Below are 22,355 nucleotides of genomic sequence, written 5' to 3'. Positions count from 1 at the left end.
TTGATTCGGTATGCCAACAAGGGGTTGTATAAAAGGTCTTTGAAAGAGTTGGACAACGGTGTACGTGTAACGTACACATGGAATGAATCATCGGTGAATTGTCAGCTCAGTGACGGGACACAATGTACGCTTGAGAATACACTAGATCATTGGGAATGCTCCTGCCCGGCCGATCATATCTGCAAGCATGTGCTGATTGCAATTTTGTATGATCAACGGGAATATACGGCAGAGGATTCAATGAATGCAGACGAGAAGCATGCGCTGGATAAGGACTCAGGGATATCAGATAATGATCCGTTGGATGTATCAAAAGACGTATCAGAAACAGAAACAGAATCAAATTTAGTATCAAATGTGGACGATCCAAGCGAAATTCCGCATACGGTATCACGTGAGATCGAGTCTCGCTTCCGCTGGATGACGGAGTCTGACCTTCCCGTGTTAATTAAATCGTATAGTTCTTCCATGATTGAGGAAGTTGTTTTCCGATTGAGATACCCAGAGGAAATTAAGATCATTGAAGATTCACTTCTTACGGTTCATCTGACCACCCAGAATATCGAGGTTTCTTTTACGGAGGAACCGAACCTTGCAAAAGCACTATGTAAGGTGCAGCAGACAGCCGGGAAAATGGCCAAGCTTGAAGCTTTGCTACGGTACCGGAACTTAAAAGGCCTGGATGATACGGATGCATTAAGTGGACGGGTGTACGAGGCCAAGTTCTCTCTTCAGACAGTGCAGGAATGTCGGGTTATGCTGGCAGGATTGTTGAAGACGGGACTGGCCCGCCTTCCTCAGTCCTATATGGCACAACTGGAGACTTTGGCAATTGCAGCTCATAGTGGCAACCTGCCTGACATAGAACGCAGCTTACGAGGGATTCAAGGGGAACTACAGTTGTTTTTCAACAGACATATACGTTTCTCCATGCAATCCATGTTGGATCGGGTAAGCAAGCTGTATCTTGCACTCCAGGTTCTTGAAGAAGAAAAGGTACCTGTCATTCAGCAGAGTCAGCTCATTGGCAGTTTTCGAAGTAAATACTTTACGGTGCCTTCACTTCACCTGTATGGACTGGGAGCTGATGCGTGGGAGACACGATCCGGTTTCCGTGGAATCACCTATTATTTCTATTGTTTCGATGATGAGGAAATCTACACCTATAGCGATGTACGTGCTGTATATTACGATGATCAGCAGTTCTCATATACAGAGCATTATGGTGCATTCACACCATGGCTGCCTAATCTGACCTTTCGCCAGTTTGTGGGTGAAGAAGTTCAATTCCATTCAGTTAAAGTAAATGAAGAACGCCGGATCTCTTCCGGGGAAGGTGCCAAGCTTGCGATTTTGCCACGAACGGGTGTGGAAACGTTGAATATGGGCAAAACCATGCAAGATGTAACGTCTGTACTTCAAGAGGAATCGCGATCGTACGACTTGTTTGCTGCTCCCAAAGAACGATTGGCTGTAATCAAAGTTGCTCGAATCGTGGACCATAACTTTGTCAAACAAACGCAGGAGCTTGTCCTGACGGTTGAGAGTGCCAAAGGAGAACGATTGGCACTCACTCTTCCGTATTCAACTGATTGGCAATCGATGATCCAAAGACTGGAGTCAGGATATGGTTCCCAATCGCTTGAACATTTCTATGCCCTTGTGCGTGTGGAACCAAAACGGATTAGCCCAATTAGTTTCCTGAAGGGTCAAACGGTGCTCAGTCTGAAACTGGATATCGGTAATGGAAGGATGGGCAGACTTGGAAGAATATAATCAGTTTATGCAGAGAATTAACGGCTGGTCAGAAGAGTTGCTCCTGCGTGGGTTATCTCAGTTTACGACCCGGGATATTGAGGTACTTGAGCAGCTCGCAGCGGAATCCTTGCGGTTGCAGATGAGTTTCCTCGATGAGTTGTTGAATCACCTCATCAAGGAAGGGCGTAGCGTGGCTCTTGGACAAGGTAATGAAGAGCTTCTGTTATTTCAGTATTGTCGTCTCACCCAGTATGTGCAGCTCAGTATGAAAGAAGAGGCGTAATATTGGTTAGTATTCCAAGCGAAGGCACATGAAGCGATATGATGTAATAAATAAGATATAGTATAGGATATAAGAAGATTTGCAGAAGGCCACAAGGTCACTGCAAATCTTTTTTTATCGTGGAGTAAGAAAAAGTCATTTGTTAAACGAATATAGGTAGGTAGCACGGATCAATACGAGCATTCGTGATATGAGCATGGAAGGGAGGGATACATAATCGTGGAAGAAGAACAAATACGGAAGGCAGTAGTGAATCGTGATCCTGAAGCCATGGAATGGGTGATGAACCACTACGCAGGTTTGTTATGGAAGATTGCTCATTCCATCCTACATCATGCATCGGCGGAAGAGATTGAAGAATGCGTAGCAGATACATTCTTTGCTTTTTGGCAGAATCCGGATGCATTCCAATCTGGGCGAAGTAGCCTGAAAAATTACCTTGCAACGATCACAAAACATAAAGCGATTGATCGCTACCGGAAACTTAATCGAAGAACTGAGCTTACATATGAAGAGGAGATTCATTCGGTGCAAACGGAGGATTTGTTGGTTCAGGTGGTCAGTAAAGAGACATATACGGAACTTAATCAAATGATTGAATCTTTTCCAGAACCGGAACGGGAGATTATGAAACGTCGGTTTTACGAAGGACAGAGACCCCATGAGATATCGGAAGCATTGTCCCTACACGTTAGGCAAGTCCATAACAAGCTTTATCGCTCCAGGCAACGATTGAGGACATGGTGGATGAACAGGAAATAAAGGAGGTGATCCAATGCGAAAATCCGAAAAAGAATTTACTGAGCAGAACCTCTTTAACATTAAGAAGTTATTCTATGATAAATTGGCGCTGAATGAACCACGAACCATGACGAGATCAGATTCATCATTATATGCACCTGTATTATATCCATCCGCACAGACCAAGAAGTCCATGAATAAAAGAAAAAGGTATCGCAAAGCCATCTATATTCCTGTAACCGCTGCGTTATCGTTATGTCTTGTTACAGGGGCAGCTGCATCCATGGGCATCATTAACCTGCCTTCTATTCTTCATTTTATAGGTGCAGATCGGATTGGCATTATTCAGCCTGTTCACCAGGTGAGTGAAGATCAAGGGATTCGAATGGAGGTTATAGGTGCTGTCAGGGACGGAGATACAACGGAAATCTATGTTTCTTTGTCAGATCTGACGGGTCAACGTATTGACGAGACGCTGGATGTATATGATTACAGGGTCACCGGAGGTAATGCAAACAACGCTCAGATTATTCATTATGATGAAGCTAATAAAACGGCTATTGTTCGATTCCTCATTCAAGGAAAAGTCAGCAAAAATCGAATTACCGTTCAGATTAATACGCTGATGTCAGGTACATCTCTTCAAGATGGTTACAACGTACAAGTGGACTGGGAGAAGTTGCTACAAGAAAAGCAAATCAATAGCTATGATATCCTGGATCGAGATCGTATAAGTGGCTGGGGAGGTGAAACTGATATTCAAATGGAAACCGATCCAATTCCGGTATTGCATCGGGATGTAACGAATATCCCTGTTGAGGGTATTGATTGGATGCATATTTCCAATATGGGTTTTGTGGATGGCAAGTTGCACATTCAGATTAATCCGGATAATGAGATAGGCGAGTATAATCATGGATATTTCTACTTCACGGATGAGCAAGGTCAAAAGCTCAATATTCCCCAATATTCCATTAGCTACGGGAGATACATGAAAAATGGAGTAGACATTGGTGGGGATTACATTGAGTATGTGTATGATCTGTCCTCTGTTGACCAATTAGATAAGCTCAGACTCCAAGGCAGCTTTACGAGCATTAGTGAAGTTGTACAAGGGAATTGGAAAACTACTTTCAACCTGAGTCAAAATGCTTTGAGTAAAAAAGGAAACATTCAGCTTGATGCAAATGGAGCCTCACGGGCAAATGTAACTCTTTCCGCAGTTGGCGTCACGCTTACAGGTGAGGCACTGAGCAAGATTCGGGTGGAGGACTTGAATATTGAAGTTCACCTGAAGGATGGTACCAAGTTGTCTGGCTCATCCGGTTTCCTCCAGCTGGATCAGGATCTCATTAAGTGGATATCCCCTAAGACCATTCCGGTGAATGATGTGAGCTACCTGCTAATCAATGGAGAAAAAGCGACTTTGTAAGAAGAATAATTAAAAGGTGAATCAAAAATCGGGGGATAAGTGCAATCAGAAGGTTGTTCTGTCATCGGAGTGGTAAGTGTGAATATTCTTTAGTTCAACTTATATAAAAGAATTACATGTCATATCCCGATTTATGACGCATACCATTAGGCGAATGCGGTCATAAGGGAGGAAACTGAGATGTCCATGAGCGAACCGCTGTTAACGCAGATTGTGAATCAACATATTCCGGCTGGTGCAACGGTCGTCACTATTGATAAACCTGTTCAACATCCAGCGATCTATGCGGCAGATCTTACCGGTGACGGTATGCCGGAGATTGCTGCAGTCTATCAGTTGAATGGTGAGCTATATCTGCTCATTCTGAAATTTGTTCAAGGGCATTGGATCAAGATGGCACTAATTAAGGGATTGGGGTATGGGGTGACTTTAATGACTGCTGCCCCTGTAACTTCAACGGCAAGGAACAATCTCATTATCGGTTGGCGGATTGGTTCTATTTGGTCTAAGCTTGCCGTATATGAGTGGACTGAATCAGGGCTCAAAGATCTGGCGCCTGACGATCTATATTATAGCTATGCAGAGATTATAGATATGCCTGGTACACATGGACGAGATGGCAAGGTGGAGATTGCACTCTGGATTCATGATACAGGGGAAGCCTATCGTGTGGAGATTATCCGATGGCAGAATGGTAAATGGGTTCCTGCACCGGACGTATATGCAACCTATTATCCAAAAGTGGTGCAATATTACGAGCAACTAACCCAGCAATATCCTGATTATATCTTTTACTGGTATTACCTTGCGGATGCTCAGTACCATGCGGGCCAGTATCCTGCAGCACTCGCTTCCGTTCGGAAGGCACTCAGTTTCCCGGAAGCGTATCCTTCCAGAGAAGTACTACAAGAGCTGGAAAAGAAAATTGAGCAGGCGATGGTCCCTATAAGCCATGCCAGGGTAGCAACAAGGTTATATCCAGTCTCCGTTCGAACCACGAGTGGGACGCGTTGGGGGTATATGGATGCCCAAGGGCACATTCGGCTTGAGCCTGTACTGGATGACGCGCAAGAGTTTCAGCCCAATGGATTGGCTGTGGTTGTGAAGGATGGTCGTGCCGGCGTTATTAATCTTCAGGGGCAATATGTCGTTCAACCTGTATACGATTCCATCAATTCCTTTTCCGAAGAACGCGCAATAACAATTGATTCTCAAGGATTTAAGATGATTAATGAACAAGGTACTGTCCTGACCAAACGGGCGTACCCGTATATCTCGAATATGAACGACGGCCGAGCGTTGTTTTACGATTCAAACCCTGGTCAGGCAGATGGATCGATGAGTCGGTACGGTTATCTGGATGCGTCGGGCAATGAGGTGATTCCGGCACAGTTCGCTTCGGCGAATGATTTTCAAGATGGCAAAGCAGTTGTGCAGATTAAGGACAATGAATATGCACTCATTAATCGCAATGGACATCGGCTAGCAACATATCCATATGCCTATGTGGGACCACTAGGGGATGGGCTGTTGGCTTTTCAAAAAGAAGTATCGGGCAAATATGGCTACATCGACGAACGGGGGAATATTCGTATTCAGCCCAAATTTTCATCGGCATTTCCTTTTAACGGCGGCCAAGCGATTGTTAATACAGCGGAGGATTACAAATCGAACTATGGTGTCATTAATGCGGAAGGATCGTTTATTATTCAACCCGCGTTTAATGACATTCGCGAACTAGGCGAGCATCGTTATGCGCTGGGGCAAGCAATTCATCCGGAGCAGCCTTATATTGGCTCTGTATACGCGATTGCAGATACTAACGGTAGAAAGCTTACGGAGTTCCTATATCGGGAAGTAGGCAATTACAAAAACGGCCTTGCTTCCGCATCGGATGGAAGACAGACCTATCTGCTGGATCTGAGTGGTAGGCCTGCAGCTGGGTATCCTCATGTCGAAGGTTCGGGTACGCTGGAAGTCATGGCATCAGATCTGATTAAGGCCTATGTAGATCAGCGCTTATCGTATGTGAATCGGGCCGGACAGATCATCTGGCGGCAAAATACAATCGTTCCACTTCATCCACCGTACCGTGTACGCGAAGAGAAGTACAAACCAAACAGGGACTATCTCGTATATTATCCGCAGGTGGAGGGATTAACGAACCAAGCGGAGCAGCTTGCGCTGAATGCCAAGTTGAAGCAGCTCTCCCAGGTTAAACCGATCCCTGCAGATCAGCAGCTGGATTACACGTATACAGGTGATTTTGATATTACGTTTTATCAGCAGCAATTGCTGCAACTGCAACTCACAGGCTATAACTATCCGGCGGGTGCAGCGCATGGTATGCCTACAATGAGCTATGCGATCATTAATCTGACGAATGGTCGGTTATATGAGCTTAAGGATTTATTTAAACCGAATAGTGACTACGTAAAAGTGTTAAGCCAGATTGTGGGGGATCAGATCAAAAACGATCCTCAATACTCGTATGTGTTTCCGGACACCTATACGGGGATTAGTGCGGATCAGCCGTTTTTTGTTACAGCGGATGCTCTGCATCTCTACTTCAACCCATATGATATCGCACCCTATGCGGCAGGGTTTCCAACGTTTAAAATTCCCTTTCTCCAGATCAAGGATATCATTAATACAGAGGGTTCGTTCTGGAAAGCTTTTCATAGTTGATTGAGGGACAGCCAACATTTTAACGAAAATATACGCTAAGGACGTTGAGGCACAAAGACAGCGAATTTTTCCTGCTTTAAGCAAATGTTCGCTAATACTTAGCGTATATAACAGTCAAAATGTTGGCGCTACCCCATATAGAACTACTATAAATCAATCATTCCATCCTTTACATACATCAATCCACTCTGAATAACTAGAGTATTTTTCTAATTGTTTTATTGTAAGTTCAATAGCACTATTGCTACTCCCGCAAGCTGGATAGATTGTCTCAAAACGTTTTAGAGATATGTCTAGATAAACAGAAACATCATTTTTGATAGCAAATGGACAAACACCTCCAATGGTATGACCAACCATATCAATGGCTTCTTCAGGAGAAAGCATTTTTGCTTTTGTTTTGAAATACTCTTTGAATTTTTTGTTATCCACTTTTGCATCACCGGCGGCTACTACTAAAACAGCTTGTCCATTCACCATAAAAGAAAGTGTTTTTGCGATTCTCTCTGGCTCACAATCTAATGCAGTTGCAGCCAAATCCACGGTTGCACTAGATACTTCAAATTCGATAATTTCAGAATCCATACCATATTGTTTAAAAAAATCTTTTACTTTTTCAATTGCCATAATCATCACACCTCATTTTAAAATATTTTCTAGAAGATCATAGATGAAACTTACCTATGTTCTTGGGTAAAAAATCATGTTGTAAATGACACATGGTTCTTGATAGGGATTATTATATGAATGAAAAACATTAGCACGAAAGCGGAGTGCTTGATTTTCTTTTAGAACAATTTTTTTTGTGTTGACTACCAGCTCTAACATACCTTGTACCACAAAAACATATTCTTCCACACCATCAAGGTGCCTTTCAGATGGATGGTGACATCCAGGATCAAATTCGATATAAAATATTTCAACGTTACGGGTAGGGTCAAAAGGAAAAACAGGAAAAGCTCTCATTTTTCCATCATTTTCAATGATAGCATCTTTGGATCGTGTATCAACCACACTGCACTCATCTTCTAGTTCTTCCAATAATAAAGATAAAGGAACTTTTAAGCCGACTGCGATTTTCCAAAGAGTTGTAATCGTTGGTGAAGATTGTCCTCTTTCAATTTGTCCAAGCATAGGCTTACTTACATCAGTAAGTTTAGAAACATCTTCAAGTGTAAGATTTCTAGTTGCTCGTATTTCTTTTAACCGTTCTCCAATAGTTAATACTGGCGATTGCATTGCATCACTCCTTTTGTATGTTATAACATTTTAAAATATAATATAACATACTATCAGTTGAATTCAATAGGCGGCAGTTTAATGATGTAAGTAACTCCTTCACATATTTATCCATACTAAATGGAAAATATTACGGGAGTTACAGATCAAAGAAGTCATATTTATCTATACAAGTAAAAAACGAAAATCTTCTCCAACAACACTTCTTTTGCTTGGCGAGAATGTAAATACTTCACCAGTCATTCTCAAGTTACGCGACGAGGTCATATGTCCAATAGGGCTTATAAGATGCTGTGAGACAATAATAATCCGTGATGAGGTAGTATTGCTCCGTGAAGAGGTAGTGATCATTCAGGGCTCTATGAGATATTAATGTGCGTATATAGCACTGAGCTATATTGAGAATGATTATTAATATCAGGAGGGGTGAGATGAACAACACATCTGAAGTGTCCGGACTAATGCAAGTAACGAAGGAGCGCAAAGGTCTGCTGATTACAGCAAGTATCTTCTCGACCCTGTCGAGTCTGTTGCAGATCCTTTTGTCGGAGTGTATAAGATCGTCGAGGAACTGCTAACGCATGCGGGGCAACCCTCTGCCATGGACAAAGATTTGTTGATCTATTGGGGGATCGTCGCATCCGTAGCCCTGATTGCAGGGCTTGTTGCGCTCTATATCGGAGGGATGTGCTCACACATCGCTGCGTTCAACATTTTGTACCAGCTCAGAGAGACTTGCGGAACATGTTGCCAAAGTACCCATGGGGTATCACACTCGGACGGCAACCGGTGAGCTGAAGAAGATCATCGAAGTCAGTGTGGAGAAAATCGAGAAATTTATCGCCCATCAGTTGCCTGACCTGGTAAGTGCGATCGTTATTCCACTGATGCTCTTGGGATATATGTTCTGGCTCGATTATCGCATGGCGCTGACACTTTTGGTTCCGATTGGAATAGGGTTCTGGCTCCAAAGTCGCCTTTTCCGCAGCGAAAAAGGCCGTCAGGCTTATCGTGATTTTCAACTTGCCATCGAAGAGATGAATGCGACGGGTGTTGAATACGTGAGAGGTATGCCGGCAGTGAAAGTATTTGGGATTACAGCCGATTCGTTTCTGACGTTTAAACAGGCGGTGACGCGGTATCGGGATATTTCATTGAAAATAACAGATTTGTGTAAAACATCCTACGGGCTGTTTTTTGTAATCATGATCTCGTTATTTACCTTCATCGTTCCGGTGGGTATTCTGCTGTCGAGTGGAAATGCGGGTAATAAGTCGTTTGCGATCACGTTTATTCTGTTTCTGATCATTACCCCGAGTCTATCTGCTCCGTTATTGAAGTTAATGTATCTGGGTAGTGGGATGCGAGAGATTGTGGAAGGACAGAAACGGATAGAATCGGTGTTTGCCGAGCCGGTTGTACAAGAACCTGTGTTTCCCAAAGTTCCGGATACATATGAGGTTGCCTTTCGGCAGGTATCTTTTGCTTATGAACGTAAGGAGAGCAAAGCATATAAACCCGTACTTGAACAGATTGATTTTGTAGCCAAAGCAGGCGAGATGACCGCACTTGTCGGACCTTCTGGCGGAGGGAAGTCAACCATTGCAAACCTATTGCTTCGTTTCTGGGATGTACAGGAAGGTGAGATTACGATTGGTGGGATTCCGATTCAGGAGATGGGGACCGAGAAACTAATGGATACCGTGTCCTTTGTATTTCAGGATGTACATCTGTTCTACGATACGATTGAAGAGAATATTCGGATGGGCAATACATCAGCTTCACGACAGGACGTTATAGCTGCGGCTCAAACTGCTTGCTGTCATGAATTCATTGAGAAATTGGATGCCGGTTATGACACCAAAATCGGAGAAGGCGGCACGTATCTATCTGGCGGTGAAGCACAGCGAATTGCGATTGCACGGGCATTGCTCAAAAATTCCCCCATTCTGGTCCTGGATGAAGCGACAGCCTACGCGGATGCAGAGAATGAACACAAGATCCAGCAAGGTCTGGCCCAATTGGTTCAAGGCAAAACGGTACTAATTATTGCGCATCGTCTAACAACGATTCGTTCAGCCGAGCAAATACTCGTGATCCAAAAGGGAACGATTGCCGAGCGTGGGACACATGATCAATTACGTGCATTAGGCGGAGTATATGAGCACATGTGGCAGGCCCATATCAGTGCGGCTTCCTGGAAGCTTGGAGGTGCAGGACGATGAAGAATTATTTATACAATATATCTGACGGTAACCCGCGTAGTCTGCTTCCTTCGGTAATTGCAGCGATTCTGGACGGGATTGCAAAGATTTTTCCTGCGGCGCTGCTTGTGGATATATTCAATACGATCTATAAGTCTTTCGCTGATCCGGACAAAGGACTGGATATCAACCGAATGTGGATTGTATGCTGCATCCTGTTTGCCTGGCTTCTGGTGGAGTATGCGGCTTATGCTTCGCTCTATGATAAGACCTATCGGGCAGCATACAGCCTCGCGGCTTCAGGAAGGTTGAAGCTGGCGGAACATATTCGCCATCTGTCGTTAGGATTTTTCGGAAAACGTGATCCTGGGGATCTGACGAACCTGATCCTGAGTGATTATGGTCAAGTCGAGCATACGATTTCTCACAATCTGTCACAGCTGATCAGCGCGATTGTGCTTCCGGTCCTTGCTTTTGGCGGACTTCTGTTGGTGGATTGGAGAATGGCCGTAGCCATGTTTATTGCCGTTCCCTTAGGTGTGGCTCTGTTATGGCTTACGGATTCGATTCAGGCACGGCTGAGTGAGAACCATGTTCGAGCCAAAAACGAAGCCGCCAGTCGGCTTCAGGAGTATCTGAGCGGTATTCGTGAGATTAAGGCCCACAATATGGGGGGCAAACGTTTTGAACGGCTGCGTCGTTCTTTTGACGAATTGAAATCAGCTTCCATTCGGTTGGAAGGTATCATGGGACCGATGATCATGGGCGCGATGTTGCTTGCACGATCAGGTATGACGTGGATGATTCTGGTGGGCAGTTATTTGCTTGCAGGCAGTGAGTTGTCCCTACCGGTATTTCTGTTATTTTTGCTAGTTGGCACAAAGGTATTCGAACCGTTAACGGTTGTACTCATGAGTTATGGGGAGATGCGGTATTCCGCATATAGTGCAAGGCGCATTATGGATGTGCAGCAGGAAGCTCCGATGGCAGGAAAGGGAGATGTACAGCCCAATCAGGCGATTTCATTCGACCGGGTGACCTTTGGATATGATGACCAGCAGCCGGTGTTGAAAGACTTGTCCTTTACGATTGAGCCGCATACCATTACTGCGCTGGTTGGGCCATCCGGTAGTGGTAAGAGTACAGTCACACGTCTCATTGCCCGCTTCTGGGATATACAGCAAGGCACTATTCGCATTGGTGGCAAACCCGTTGATCAGATGGACCCCGAGAAGCTGTTGCAGGATATCTCTGTGGTCTTCCAGGACGTATATCTGTTCCAGGATACGATCGGCAACAACATTCGTGTAGGAAAGAAAGACGCTTCGCAATTCGAGATTGAGGAGGCAGCACGCAGAGCTTGTTGTCATGCGTTTATCTCCAGTCTGTCCCAAGGGTACGATACGCTGGTTGGCGAGGGTGGATCGACGTTATCTGGTGGGGAGAAGCAACGTATTTCCATTGCACGTGCTTTGTTGAAAAATGCATCGATCGTATTGCTTGACGAAGCCACCGCTTCACTTGATCCGGAGAACGAAGCCGCGGTGCAGCAAGCGATTAATGAATTGGTCGCGGACAAGACGGTCATTTTGATTGCACACCGATTAAAGACCATTCAGAATGCCGATCAGATCCTTGTATTGGACCAAGGTCAGCTCGTAGAGCAAGGAACTCATGCGCTTTTGTTAGATCACTCAGGCATCTACGCTCGGTTGTGGCAATTACAACAGGATGCGAAAGGCTGGCAGGTAAAAGTGAACGGATAATGAGTTCGATGAGATAGATAAGTAACTGAAGCAAATAAGCCTAATGTGGCTATTGAACTGACATAAAAGGAGAATGACAATGATGTTTAAACGAATTCCTGTATGGATTGCACTATACTGTATGCTCACCTTGGCGGCCTGTGGAACAACCCAGACGACCAGCGAAGTGAACAGCCCCTCCGAGGGAACGGTAAAAGCAACGACCAAAGTGATTACCAACCCGAATGGAGAAGAGATTACGATCCCTTTGAATCCAGAGCGCATTGTTGATCTATCCGGCTCTACAGAAGAGCTACTGATCATTAGGAAAACACCTGTGGCCACGATGAGCGCGGATTACGGTAACCCGGAGGAGATCACGCCTACCATCAAGGATCAACTGAGTACAGATACCGTTAATTTGGGCTGGTATGGTTCACCGTTCAGCATTGAAGCTATAGCGGGTGCTAATCCGGACCTCATTATTCTGGGAAAGGATTTTAACACGGATCAGTATGAAACCTTATCCAAAATTGCGCCCACGATTGCATTGCCATACTCATACTATGATTGGAGAGAAAGATTGACATTCCTGGCAGATACGTTTGAAGAAGAAAGCAAGAAAGATGAATATCTGTCCAAATATGATGCGAAATCAGCAGAGTGGAAACAAAAGCTTGAGACGGCTGTACATGGTGAATCCTTTGCCGTAATTGAAACATATCCAAACAATCTGGTCATCTATTCCAATAAAGGTGCAGCGGAGATGTTATACGGTGAATGGGGCTTAAAGCGCACAGAGGGGATCCCTGATCCAGAGGGCTGGGGAGGCAAAGAGATCGCTCTAGAGGCTCTAGTTACCGTTAATCCGGATCGTCTCCTATTGATGGAGAATAGTGAGAATAAGATGGTAGACAGTAAGGTGTGGAATAACATGAACGCAGTGAAGAATGGCAAGATCTATAAAATCTCTAATGTCGATAATTACAATTATTCGTACACAGCGATGGGTAGAATGGAGCTTATGGACGGTTTGGGTACGATGATTCTGGAAGGTCAGAAGTAAGAAGTAGTCGTTGGATTAGAGCAATTGAAACGATAGATAAATTTAACATTTAACAGAACCTAATAACGCCTATGTGTAATTGTTTAATTTGTTCGAAAACATGTAACTTGAGCGGTTCTGGCTGCGTTTAGACATTGGGGTGATCTGATGTTGGTGAACGCGGTTCAACGGTACATGGTATTAGGACTGATATTTATCGGGATTTTCTTTACAGCACTCATCGTTCTTGAAAGGATTGAAGGATACCATATTACAACGACAGAGTATTACGGTTTACGTAATCTAGGGGGCTTGATATATATTTTGTCGCTCATCCTGGGATTCGGTCATTATTTAGTCGCTTTTTATGTTGTTATTTTTAGCACGATCTCATGGCTGCTGCGGAAATATGTACACTTTCCTATGGTGAGAACTTTCATCTATATGATTGGGTTTGGATGGGGCGGGCTGTGGGTTTTTGATCTCATGTACAATCCATATTTCGTGAATGGATATCATCTGAATCAAAGGACATCGATATGGATTTTTGCCATTGCTGGTGTAGTGTATAGTATCTTGGAGAATAAGATTGTGCGAAGAGGGCAGATGCAGAACGAACAGAAGGCTACTTAACACATGTTGAGTAGCTTTCTTGGTTTACATAATTATTATGGTGTTTTCATTGGGGATTCAGAAGCTAATTACAATATTAGAAAGGATTATGTAAGAGTATGTAGTGAACATGAACAGCGGTTGAGTTGATAGTTTGTTATAAAATTCACAAGGGATGCGAGTGAAATGAAATAGGAGTTTTATCGTAAATAGGTAAAATTTTCTGTTATACTATTTGAGTTGTGTACATAAAGTTAGTATTTTAATGAAGGGAGTTCATGAAGTAATTTAGCCGTTTAGTTTAAAATTGTAGTTTGGAGGAAAGCATTTTGTATAAAGCAGGTTTTTGGATTAGATTAGCAGCAAGTGTGTTGGATAGTCTGATTATTTCAATTCCATTAGTAATTATTGCAGGTGTGCTTACGGGGAACTTTGATGCGGATGAGCCGATTGCCAAACTACTTAGTGCGTTATACTCAATTTTATTACCAGTTTACTGGTATGGTCGAACCATAGGCAAACGTATATGTGGAATTCGAATCCGCCAATACGATACACACGAACCGCCAAAAATTGGTACGATGCTGATGCGAGTTGTTGTGGCTGGACTTGTGTACGTATTAACTTTGGGTATCGGAGTTATTGTGAGTGCTTTTATGGTCGGTTTGCGTGAGGATCGACGTGCGATTCATGACTTCGTAGCAGGAACAGAAGTAGTTTGGGATTAATCGGATTAAAGTCAGGTAGAAGTAAAAAAAAAGGCTGCACAGAGAGTTAAAAATCATGTGCAGCCTTTAAAAACATTATTACTGTTTCACAAAACTCGTATTTTGTACATATGTATTCAATTCATATCGCTATCGTTTCCCGATAGTTTAATCCGTGCTTGTTGAAGCTATTCAAGACTAAAGACAATCTTTGTTCCCGTCTCTTTTTCACTGAATGGCTTAAAATATTCTATAAACGTTAACTCAAGTCCTGGAGTTTTATCAGGTAATGGCGGTGATACTACATAATTAGTAAAAGCATGACCTGAATGACCACCACCTTTTAGCATTCGGCAATCATATTCATCTCCAATTTGCAATTCAAAATGGTGGTGATTATTAGTAAATGAGGGTACCTCAGTCTCATCCCAATCAATATTAAAAGTCACTACACTTGCATTATTATATTGCTTTATTGAATTTAAAGTATAAAAGAAATTCCCTTTTTCGACTGATTTTAATACGGGTATATGTTTTCTGAAATCCGATGGATCAACCATTGGTTTATAATGCTCTTCACTTCTCAATGTTCCAAAAACGACTTTCAGAAAATCCTCGTAAAGTTCAAAAGTTTCAGCCCATTCAGAGATATATTCAAATGGCGGGAAACCAGGATTGTTGTGTGAAAGCTGCTTCCGAAGTTTCAACATCTCACAAATTTGCTCGTCAATTTTAGAAATCCGTTCGTCATAATGCTCCGTTGGTCGTTCAAAAGGCATTCGTTTCAACTTTGATCTCCCCTTTACCTTGCTTAGTTATCGACTTCTCCCAGAGGTTATTCTCCACCTTCACTAAACTATCCTGCCCGTTAGTTTAATAAATTTACGGGCCAAATAACGATTAGATATACGCCTAATCGGTAATCGGACCATGTTCTTGTCCCTCGACAAACATTCCTGCACTAGCCGGAACCTGCCTGCTATTCGTAGCGAACCCCCAATTAATGAAAGTCGAGAAACGGTACAAGCAAAAATACACCCCCTAGAATTTCATCGGCTAAACTCAGGGGTTTTTCCAATGTCTATTCTAGGGGGTGCACTTCATTTTCAAATGATGAAACTAAATTCTTCATCTTTTTCTTGCGACATTCTTGATCTCTAAAGCTGGCGTTTTGTTGTTTAGCGCGCTTCATGCATTCGTTGTAGTAGCTTCTCCCCTCCCATTTTATATGTAGCAACATGTTTAATTGTCTATTCCATCAAATCTGTTACTGCACCTCTTGAAGCAGAGGAAACTAATTTAGCATATTTGGCAAGTACACCGGATTTCACTTTCAGTGGCGGTTGTACCCAAGCTTGCGCTCGAGCGGCCAACTCTTCTTCTGGCACTTCAACCTTAATTTCCTGAATGTCGCTATCAATGGTGATAATATCTCCATTTTGGAGCAAAGAGATCGGTCCACCTACTTGTGCCTCAGGGGATACATGGCCGACTACAAATCCATGCGAGCCACCCGAGAACCTACCATCTGTTATGAGAGCAACTTTCCCACCGAGACCTTTCCCTACAATGAGTGCTGTAACGGAAAGCATCTCAGGCATACCTGGTCCACCCTTCGGTCCACAATAGCGTATGACCAATATGTCCCCTTCTTGAATTTCATCATTCATGATCGCTTCTGTCGCTTCATCTTCGCTATCGTACACCTTTGTCGGTCCGGAAAACTGTTGTATCTTCATGCCTGACATTTTGGCAACAGCGCCTTCAGGAGCTAGGTTTCCTCGAAGCACAACCAGTGGTCCATCTGGTTTAAGCGGATTATTGAGTGGACGTATGATCTCTTGATCATTCTGAAGTGGAGCAGCTTCCGCTAAATTCTCCGCCAACGTTTTACCAGTTACGGTGAGGCAATCCCCATGAAGTAATCCCTCAGCGAGCAATAGCTTCATTACCCCGGAAACACCACCAATATCATTCAAATCCTGCATGACATACTGACCACTTGGCTTCAGATCTGCCAAATGAGGAACACGCAAGCGAATTCGCTCAAAATCATCCAAGGTCAAATCCACTTCTACGGAGTGCGCAATAGCTAGCAGATGGAGAAATGCGTTGGTTGATCCCCCTAGAGCCATAACAACGGTGATCGCATTCTCAAATGCTTTCTTCGTCATAATGTCTCTTGGGTAGATTTCCTGTTCAAGAAGTGAGATGACCTGCTTACCGGCTGCTTCGCATTCCAATGCTTTATCCGCTGAGATAGCTGATGTCGAAGAAGAACCAGGCAAACACATACCCATTGCTTCTGCAGCTGCGGCCATCGTATTAGCGGTATACATCCCCCCACAAGCCCCTGGACCTGGACAAACACTGCATTCGACCTTATGCAATTGTTCGTCTGTTATTTTTCCATCTTGATATTGCCCAACGGCTTCAAAAGCTGAAACGATATCCACTTTTTTACCGTCGAGATTACCAGGTTGAATGGTTCCTCCATATACATAAACAGAAGGAATATTCATCCGTCCAATAGCCATCAAACATGCAGGCGTATTCTTGTCACACCCACCGATTGCAACAACACCGTCAAAACGCTCGGCTCCGGTCACAATTTCAATCGAATCAGCTATAGCTTCCCGACTTGGTAGCGAGAACAACATCCCGCCATGCCCCATTGAGATCCCATCAGAAACGGTAATCGTATTAAAAATTAGTGGAGCACCGCCGTTATTACGTGCGCCCCGCTTAGCTTGCACCGCTAAATCATTGATGTGCATATTACACGGTGTTACTTCACTCCACGTACTTGCTATTCCGATCATTGGCTTTTTAAAATCCTCATCTTGAAATCCAACTGCACGCAGCATCGCTCTGTTCGGTACCCGGTTAGCACCTTCACTGATTACCTTGCTACGAATGCGAAGATCTTTTTTATTTTCCATGTTTCTTCCCTCATTTCAAAGTATTTCGTTCAGTTCCTGCATCGGTCGAATAAAATTTTGTTTCATTAAATTATGGGCATTGTTGCTATTTTTGCCTTCAAAAGCTTTAATAATCTGATCATGTTCTTCAACTGAAGCTAGTGTAGCCGTAATAGGTTGTTTTAAAAATACGTATTTAAATCGCCTAATGTGAATCTGAAGAGATGTATTAAATGTAGCTACATAAGGATTATCTGAGAGCTCCACAATATAATTATGAAATTGCTCATCCACCTCCATAGCCTGATAAACTTGTCCATTTTTAATAGAACTTGCGAATTCCAAATTTATGGATTTTAGTTTCTCGATCTGTTCTGGAACAATAGTTTGGGCGGTGATTTCAGCAGCTAAGGCCTGAAGAGCAGCCATCGTTGAATACATCTTAAAAATATCGTTATTCTCAATATTCGTTACTTTTGTTTCTTTTCCTGGATGCATGGACACGAGGCCTTGAACTTCGAGTAACTGAAATGCCTCCCGAATCGGTGTCCGGCTGACTCCAAGCGATTCAGCCATTTCCGCATCAATAAGCTTTTCACCTGGTTGCAGTGTTCCATCAATGATCCATCGCTGAATCTGAGAAAACGCTCTTTCTTTTGCGGACATACGGACTGGTAAGGAAAAATCTTTAGGTATTGGCATTGTTTTCATCCTCATTACAATTATTCTTATATGCAATATATCGCATACACGATCGAGAAGCAATTATTATTTCATTTACTCGCTCAATTAAGTTTATCCAGATAACTACCTGTTTTTATTGAGAGTCTGAGACAAAAAAGAGAACTATAATTTAAGAGTCTTTCTTTGAGAAATGTTACATAAGTAATATATTTTAATGTGAATGTTCTTATATAAAATTATTTGGTACTAATGAGGGCTTATGTACTTTTTATTTTAGTACACATCTAATCGGCAATCGGACGATGTTCTTGTCCATTACGGTAATCGGTACAAGTTCTTGTCCCTCGACATGAGTTTGTAGCTTTAACTCCCACCCCTCCGTCGTATAATCTATCTAAAACGCCGAACTCATATTCCGAGTTCGGCGTTTTTAAAATTCAATGGTCACAATTAATATGCCGGTTTGATCGACTCTCGCATCCTCCAGATTCATGAATTTATGCCCTTTGTCTAAATAATGGCAAATGAATGCCTTCCAGCCCTTAGTTTCGGGCTAGATATTTTTGTTTGTCAGTAAAAAGTATTTTCGTATAACTTCCCCGTATGCGCATCAAGCACTTCGGGCGTCCGCTCGTGCTCGCTACCAATCATTCGATACACTAGTTCGTACGGGGCCTCTTCCGGCCGAGCATTGTGCATCCGTTCCCATTGCAGACGCAGCTTGGCCTGTGCCGTCCATCGGAGGATGGCTGTCTGGTAATCAAATGAAGGCACGGTCTCCAGCTTCTTTAACTGTTCTGGCCTTATGGAGGGGGACATCAAACTTTTGACCCTCCCATTAGAGCGGTCAACAGCTAGTTGATAGCATTCATCCCTGACAGATACGTCTTGAACATATACACCAAAGCGAATGATTTCCAAACGATCTTCGTCGTCGGTCTCTTCAGTTAGAAGCTTGAGATACGGCAACATTTCGGCTGCTAGTCCTCGGACATAGTCCATAGCTACTTCTATACATGCGTCTCGATCCCAGGTTAATGGAGCTAGTTGATCTGGCTTACCATGCGAAACAAAGTCAATCAGTTGTCCGGATTGGCTGTCTACTCGCGCCTTGACTGCTCCCTCCATCTGATCAGCCCAATAGGCCTTCCAAGACCGGTCATTCTTGGCTGGACGCTCTTCATTCTGTTGCTTCCACACCATCAACTTGGTGTTCGAGCCAATATTGTCGTCTTGTACTAACTGAAATTGGTCGTTGTCTACGCCAATCCACTCTTCTAGGCTTCGTGCGGGCGGGAACTCACCTGGCCACTCGTCCAGAGTTCTTGGGTCAGAGGGGACAGCTTCTGCCCTATAGGCTGTCGGAACTTCCTCCTGTGATGATGCAGTATAGATTAGCCCTCTACTTCGGGGGGCGTAAACAAGATGGACCTGATCGTCACCATCCGTGTACACGGCTTTGTCCAATACGCAATATTCCACATGTAGCAAAAAATTCGCCTTCAGACACGCCATCTGTTCCTCTTCTGGTGTGATCATGGTTGGGAGTGCTGGCCCTGGAACGGTTCCGTAGTACCTAAATCCGACCACGCGACCGCTGGGGTGAACCATAATCAGGCATCCAGTCTCAGGAAGCGGCAGCCCCATCGCCTTCTGCTGTCGTGTGTACCCAAACATCCCTTCCATCCACTCCATCTCACAATACGGAAAATCACGCAGTGCGCCGGGATAATGATCTTCCAGGAATTGCACTGCCTGCTGTTTGAGCTCCTCCTCAGATATCCGTGTCTCGTTGTCCAATGAGGCCCAGGAAATGGCATAGTCTAGCAAGTTGCCGTCCCTGGAGAGCGTGGCAGAAACGGCGTCATCACTCCCCGTTTTAACCCATAAGAATCCCGCTTCTCCCTTCCGTGTTCCCCTCATGGTATTCTCTTGATAGTCATTGACGATCAGATCATAATCCGGTGAAACGGCAAACTGGTGCTCTGCCTGTTGTCTTAACTGCAGGCGTAATGTATCCAGGTCTCGTTCGAGAAAATCTTGAGCCATTTCGTTGCGCAAATGTTCCAGCCCCTTCCGTAATTGTGTTTTTACAGTACCTAATGGCATATCCAGGAGATGGGCGATTTGCTGCTGGGTCAGGTCCTTCTTATATTTTAAGAAAAGGAGCTGACGCAGCTTCGGATTCAGACTGGCCAATGCACGCTCCAGATCCAGGGTTTGATCGATATCATTAACGACCAATGGCTCTTGCGCCTGCGGGTCTTCGCTCAGGTGAACACGCTTGGATTTCTCCAAATGATTGAGCGCCCGGTTCACCACAATTCTGGTAAGCCAGCTCTCAAACGCTTCGGCTTGCTGCAGCGTTTGCAGTGACTCATAAGCCTTAACCAGGGCATCCTGAACGATATCCTCCGCATCTTTGGACTCCCGTACATAATGGCGAGCCACTCGGTGCAGCTTATCCGTTCGATCCTTTATAAGAGAAACGAAGGCATCGTGATCTCCGTTTTGTGCGGCGTTGATTTGTTGCTGTGCATCGATCATTGTCGTTCACCTCCTGTTATATAGACAGCTTACTCGGGGGTTTGGATTTAATTAATGTAACATTATTCTGGAACTGACCGATCAAGTGACCACTCGCATGCGGCAAGCACGGGTGCCAAAGAGCGCGTCACTCTTGGTGTGTTCCTGCTGAAGCTCCTTCATCCACTGAAGCGGTTCTTCCAGCCCGGTACGGGTATTGGAGAACTCACAGTCCTTTCCCCGTTCGATCCCCCGGTAGTCGATGGCGCGAGCGACATGGATTTCTTTCGCAATATCCTCATGGTTTCCACGCCCTTAAACGTACACCCAAATCATCACTCTTCCATTGTCCATCCACTAATTTGGCCTTCCTGATCGGTATTCTCTACCTCGATATCTGCATTCCACCATTGTTCCTTGAATCCTTCCTTCTGTGGCTCCAGCTCTACATTGGTCATTTTAGTTTTGACGATCGTTAGCGTTACGCGGCGCTGTTCTTGCTCTAATGCTTTATAAAGGTTTTCAGTCAGATACGGCTTTGAATTCTTCAAAAAAGCATCTTTAGCATTGAACGGTACGTGCACCTTCAGAAACTCCGGAATCACTTTCTGAATCTCCGTTGGAACTTCTACCTCTTCGGCCTGCTTCTCTTCTGCTGCTTCGCGGCAGCGGCTGTAATCGGAATATCCATTGTTCGTTCATTTTTATTTCTGAAATTCCTTTCCATTCCCAAGTGTCTATATCTTTGCCATTCTGCTCATGTATCCCCAATAGTAATGTGGTTGATCTGTTGCTTACTTTGTTTTACAATGCTATCGTTTCCCGTTAGCTTAGCAATGATTTACTCTTTTATTTCATTTTCCTTTTGCAGAAGACTCTTGACCAGAAGAAAGGTGCATTTCCTATCAACACAATAGTAACCTCCCAGCCCGTTTTACCTTTCGAGAATAAATTGATTTAATGACAAAACCAACAACGCTGAAGTAAAAATATGTAAGTGTTTTTAGCAGACTTACTATTTTGACATTGTCAGTTTGGACTTAAAAAGTTGGAGGCGTCGACACGGCAATCACCAAGGTCTCACCTTTATATACATTCTTATAGCTATGCGGTGTCTTGGCATCGAAATATATACTATCCCCCTCTTCTAACGTATATCTATCATTCCCAAGCATGAACTCCAGGCAACCCGAATGGACATACAGAAACTCCTCTCCTTCGCTGTGTCCTACGCCAACATCACCAGAAGTCGCACCTTCTTCAAGCACCCCCCAGATTGGTCCCATCTTATTTTTACTTCCTTCGCTAAGGGAATACCATGTAATACGTGAGCCTTCAGAATGTACCAACGGTTTACGTTCGTCTTTTCTCACAACGATGCTTTGTTCTTTCTCTCCAAATAGATCAGTAAAATTCACGTTTAACGCATTGGCAATCCTTTTTAGGACACTTATCGACGGATTCGCTTTGTTCCGTTCAATTTCGCTGAGAAAAGAGACTGAGATAGATCCTGCTTTTGCTACTTCTTTAAGAGTTAATTTCTGCTTTTTGCGGGTATTTCTAATGACCTCGCCTATAGAATTCATCTTTCATGTCTCCTTCACATTTGAATTTTTTCGCTCTCAGCGAAATTTATAATTTGATAATAATTAAAATATCTAGCAATAGCAAGCTTTCTTACGGTGGTCCAATTTCGGTGTAAAAACGTTGATTTAAGAACATTATTGGATTAAGATTTTAACAAGACTGATGTGCAAATACGTTCCCGGG

Annotated in this window: 17 protein-coding genes and 1 pseudogene; 10 read left to right on the top strand and 8 right to left on the bottom strand. The window is 43.7% G+C overall.

All coding sequences use genetic code 11. The annotated features are described in order from the left end of the window. Window positions 1-24: 24 nt before the first annotated feature. From AC4E8D_RS17365 to AC4E8D_RS17345, 5 genes are all read left to right on the top strand, one after another. Window positions 25-1,776, top strand: a complete 1,752-nt coding sequence (locus AC4E8D_RS17365; protein WP_490204988.1) for a hypothetical protein — start codon at window positions 25-27, stop codon at window positions 1,774-1,776. Continuing rightward, window positions 1,763-2,041, top strand: coding sequence for a hypothetical protein (locus AC4E8D_RS17360; protein ID WP_490204987.1), 279 nt, complete (start codon window positions 1,763-1,765; stop codon window positions 2,039-2,041). Before AC4E8D_RS17365 ends, AC4E8D_RS17360 begins: the two co-directional genes overlap by 14 nt. Before the next feature lie 219 nt (window positions 2,042-2,260). Beyond that, window positions 2,261-2,803 carry a sigma-70 family RNA polymerase sigma factor gene (locus AC4E8D_RS17355; RefSeq protein ID WP_490204986.1) on the top strand — a complete coding sequence of 181 codons (543 nt, stop codon included), beginning with the start codon at window positions 2,261-2,263 and terminating at the stop codon, window positions 2,801-2,803. Between the two features lie 13 nt (window positions 2,804-2,816). Continuing rightward, a complete protein-coding gene (locus AC4E8D_RS17350) occupies window positions 2,817-4,214 on the top strand; it encodes a hypothetical protein (protein ID WP_490204985.1) in 1,398 nt (465 codons plus the stop codon). Between the two features lie 180 nt (window positions 4,215-4,394). Then, window positions 4,395-6,902 carry a WG repeat-containing protein gene (locus AC4E8D_RS17345; RefSeq protein WP_339304034.1) on the top strand — a complete coding sequence of 836 codons (2,508 nt, stop codon included), beginning with the start codon at window positions 4,395-4,397 and terminating at the stop codon, window positions 6,900-6,902. A gap of 153 nt (window positions 6,903-7,055) precedes the next feature. On the opposite strand, the gene AC4E8D_RS17340 is transcribed toward AC4E8D_RS17345, so the two are convergent. Further along, the gene (locus tag AC4E8D_RS17340) at window positions 7,056-7,529 is read right to left on the bottom strand and encodes a YbaK/EbsC family protein (RefSeq protein ID WP_490204984.1); all 474 of its coding nucleotides are present in this window, start codon (window positions 7,527-7,529) and stop codon (window positions 7,056-7,058) included. A 54-nt stretch (window positions 7,530-7,583) separates the two neighbouring features. Further along, entirely contained in the window at window positions 7,584-8,141 is a 558-nt protein-coding gene (locus AC4E8D_RS17335; RefSeq protein ID WP_490204983.1) for a helix-turn-helix domain-containing protein, read from the bottom strand. A gap of 431 nt (window positions 8,142-8,572) precedes the next feature. Here AC4E8D_RS17335 and AC4E8D_RS17330 point away from each other — a divergent pair. From AC4E8D_RS17330 to AC4E8D_RS17310, 5 genes and pseudogenes are all read left to right on the top strand, one after another. Continuing rightward, window positions 8,573-10,366, top strand: a pseudogene (locus AC4E8D_RS17330) (ABC transporter ATP-binding protein). Next, complete coding sequence (locus tag AC4E8D_RS17325) at window positions 10,363-12,111, top strand: ABC transporter ATP-binding protein (protein ID WP_490204982.1); 1,749 nt, start codon at window positions 10,363-10,365, stop codon at window positions 12,109-12,111. Before AC4E8D_RS17330 ends, AC4E8D_RS17325 begins: the two are co-directional and overlap by 4 nt. 79 nt (window positions 12,112-12,190) lie before the next feature. Continuing rightward, on the top strand, window positions 12,191-13,156 hold the full coding sequence (locus AC4E8D_RS17320; protein ID WP_490204981.1) for an ABC transporter substrate-binding protein: 966 nt from the start codon (window positions 12,191-12,193) through the stop codon (window positions 13,154-13,156). Window positions 13,157-13,330: 174 nt separating this feature from the next. Continuing rightward, complete coding sequence (locus tag AC4E8D_RS17315) at window positions 13,331-13,768, top strand: hypothetical protein (protein WP_490204980.1); 438 nt, start codon at window positions 13,331-13,333, stop codon at window positions 13,766-13,768. Between the two features lie 308 nt (window positions 13,769-14,076). Continuing rightward, complete coding sequence (locus AC4E8D_RS17310; RefSeq protein ID WP_449004924.1) at window positions 14,077-14,475, top strand: RDD family protein; 399 nt, start codon at window positions 14,077-14,079, stop codon at window positions 14,473-14,475. Between the two features lie 167 nt (window positions 14,476-14,642). Here the strand turns inward: AC4E8D_RS17310 and AC4E8D_RS17305 are convergent, their stop codons facing one another. The 6 genes from AC4E8D_RS17305 to AC4E8D_RS17280 all read right to left on the bottom strand — a co-directional run bounded on the left by AC4E8D_RS17305 (window position 14,643) and on the right by AC4E8D_RS17280 (window position 22,171). Beyond that, complete coding sequence (locus tag AC4E8D_RS17305; protein ID WP_339185409.1) at window positions 14,643-15,233, bottom strand: hypothetical protein; 591 nt, start codon at window positions 15,231-15,233, stop codon at window positions 14,643-14,645. 471 nt (window positions 15,234-15,704) lie between these two features. Next, window positions 15,705-17,396: a dihydroxy-acid dehydratase gene (gene ilvD, locus AC4E8D_RS17300; protein WP_490204979.1), complete on the bottom strand. Its 1,692-nt coding sequence runs from the start codon at window positions 17,394-17,396 to the stop codon at window positions 15,705-15,707. Between the two features lie 15 nt (window positions 17,397-17,411). Beyond that, a complete protein-coding gene (locus AC4E8D_RS17295) occupies window positions 17,412-18,077 on the bottom strand; it encodes a GntR family transcriptional regulator (protein WP_490204978.1) in 666 nt (221 codons plus the stop codon). A gap of 552 nt (window positions 18,078-18,629) precedes the next feature. Then, complete coding sequence (locus AC4E8D_RS17290; RefSeq protein ID WP_221821475.1) at window positions 18,630-20,606, bottom strand: sigma-70 family RNA polymerase sigma factor; 1,977 nt, start codon at window positions 20,604-20,606, stop codon at window positions 18,630-18,632. A gap of 314 nt (window positions 20,607-20,920) precedes the next feature. Then, the gene (locus AC4E8D_RS17285; protein ID WP_221821474.1) at window positions 20,921-21,190 is read right to left on the bottom strand and encodes a hypothetical protein; all 270 of its coding nucleotides are present in this window, start codon (window positions 21,188-21,190) and stop codon (window positions 20,921-20,923) included. A gap of 435 nt (window positions 21,191-21,625) precedes the next feature. Next, window positions 21,626-22,171 carry a helix-turn-helix domain-containing protein gene (locus AC4E8D_RS17280; RefSeq protein WP_221821473.1) on the bottom strand — a complete coding sequence of 182 codons (546 nt, stop codon included), beginning with the start codon at window positions 22,169-22,171 and terminating at the stop codon, window positions 21,626-21,628. Window positions 22,172-22,355 lie beyond the last annotated feature (184 nt).

It is taken from the genome of Paenibacillus sp. SRL342 (assembly GCF_984798905.1).
Note: the sequence above shows the minus strand (reverse complement) of the source record. Positions and strands in the feature narration are given on the sequence as shown.

Coding starts and splice junctions, on each gene's coding strand:
- AC4E8D_RS17320 (WP_490204981.1), top strand. CDS start 12,191: ATGATGTTTAAACGAATTCCTGTATGGATTGCACTATACTGTATGCTC.
- ilvD (WP_490204979.1), bottom strand. CDS start 17,396: ATGGAAAATAAAAAAGATCTTCGCATTCGTAGCAAGGTAATCAGTGAA.
- AC4E8D_RS17350 (WP_490204985.1), top strand. CDS start 2,817: ATGCGAAAATCCGAAAAAGAATTTACTGAGCAGAACCTCTTTAACATT.
- AC4E8D_RS17280 (WP_221821473.1), bottom strand. CDS start 22,171: ATGAATTCTATAGGCGAGGTCATTAGAAATACCCGCAAAAAGCAGAAA.
- AC4E8D_RS17345 (WP_339304034.1), top strand. CDS start 4,395: ATGTCCATGAGCGAACCGCTGTTAACGCAGATTGTGAATCAACATATT.
- AC4E8D_RS17325 (WP_490204982.1), top strand. CDS start 10,363: ATGAAGAATTATTTATACAATATATCTGACGGTAACCCGCGTAGTCTG.
- AC4E8D_RS17290 (WP_221821475.1), bottom strand. CDS start 20,606: ATGATCGATGCACAGCAACAAATCAACGCCGCACAAAACGGAGATCAC.
- AC4E8D_RS17305 (WP_339185409.1), bottom strand. CDS start 15,233: ATGCCTTTTGAACGACCAACGGAGCATTATGACGAACGGATTTCTAAA.
- AC4E8D_RS17335 (WP_490204983.1), bottom strand. CDS start 8,141: ATGCAATCGCCAGTATTAACTATTGGAGAACGGTTAAAAGAAATACGA.
- AC4E8D_RS17340 (WP_490204984.1), bottom strand. CDS start 7,529: ATGGCAATTGAAAAAGTAAAAGATTTTTTTAAACAATATGGTATGGAT.
- AC4E8D_RS17315 (WP_490204980.1), top strand. CDS start 13,331: ATGGTATTAGGACTGATATTTATCGGGATTTTCTTTACAGCACTCATC.
- AC4E8D_RS17295 (WP_490204978.1), bottom strand. CDS start 18,077: ATGCCAATACCTAAAGATTTTTCCTTACCAGTCCGTATGTCCGCAAAA.